General features: G+C 64.0%; 1 protein-coding gene. It reads left to right on the top strand.

Annotated elements, in window-relative coordinates:
• A partial coding sequence (locus ACP7EG_RS27700; RefSeq protein WP_426090251.1) for a condensation domain-containing protein occupies positions 1–687 on the top strand: 687 nt, incomplete at both ends.

Genomic DNA, 687 nt, shown 5'->3' with positions numbered 1-687 from the left:
GTGCGACGAGGAGGCGTTGTTTGCGCGCCTGTTTACGTACTTGCACGCCTGCCTGCCGGTCTACATGGTGCCGTCGAACTTTGTGCTGCTGCCGCAATTGCCGCTCACGCCGAACGGCAAGGTGGATCGTCAGGCCCTGCTGAATCTGGCGCTGGCGACCGTGCAGGTCGCCTTTATCGCACCGGAGACGGCGATGGAGCGTTACGTCTGCCAGTTGTGGCAGCAGATCCTGGGCATTGAGCGCATCGGCCGGCAAGATAATTTCTTTGCGCTCGGTGGTCATTCGCTGATCGCCGCGATGGTGGTGGCGCGTGTGCGCCAGGATCATCTGATCGAAATGCCGCTGCGCACGCTGTTCGAAGCGGCCACGGTGGCGGCCTTCGCCGCGTGCATCGAGGCTGTGTTGAACGGACCGGCCGTTGCCAGGGCTGTGGTGCGCATGCAGCGCGACGACCAGGCGCCGCTGCCGTTGTCGTTCGGGCAGCAGCGCTTGTGGTTCCTCGATCAGCTTGAGCCGGCCAATCCCTTCTATAACATCCCGCTCGCGCTGCAATTGCAGGGCGTGCTTGATGGCGACGCGCTGCAACAGGCGGTGCAGGAAATCGTGCGCCGGCATGAAGTGCTGCGCACCACCTTTGCCAGCGTCGACGGCACCGCCGTGCAGGTCATTGCACCGGCCTTGGCGCT

This window comes from Janthinobacterium sp. PSPC1-1, assembly GCF_049897625.1.
GTDB lineage: Bacteria > Pseudomonadota > Gammaproteobacteria > Burkholderiales > Burkholderiaceae_D > Janthinobacterium > Janthinobacterium tructae.
This window is presented reverse-complemented; position numbering and strand designations above follow the sequence as displayed.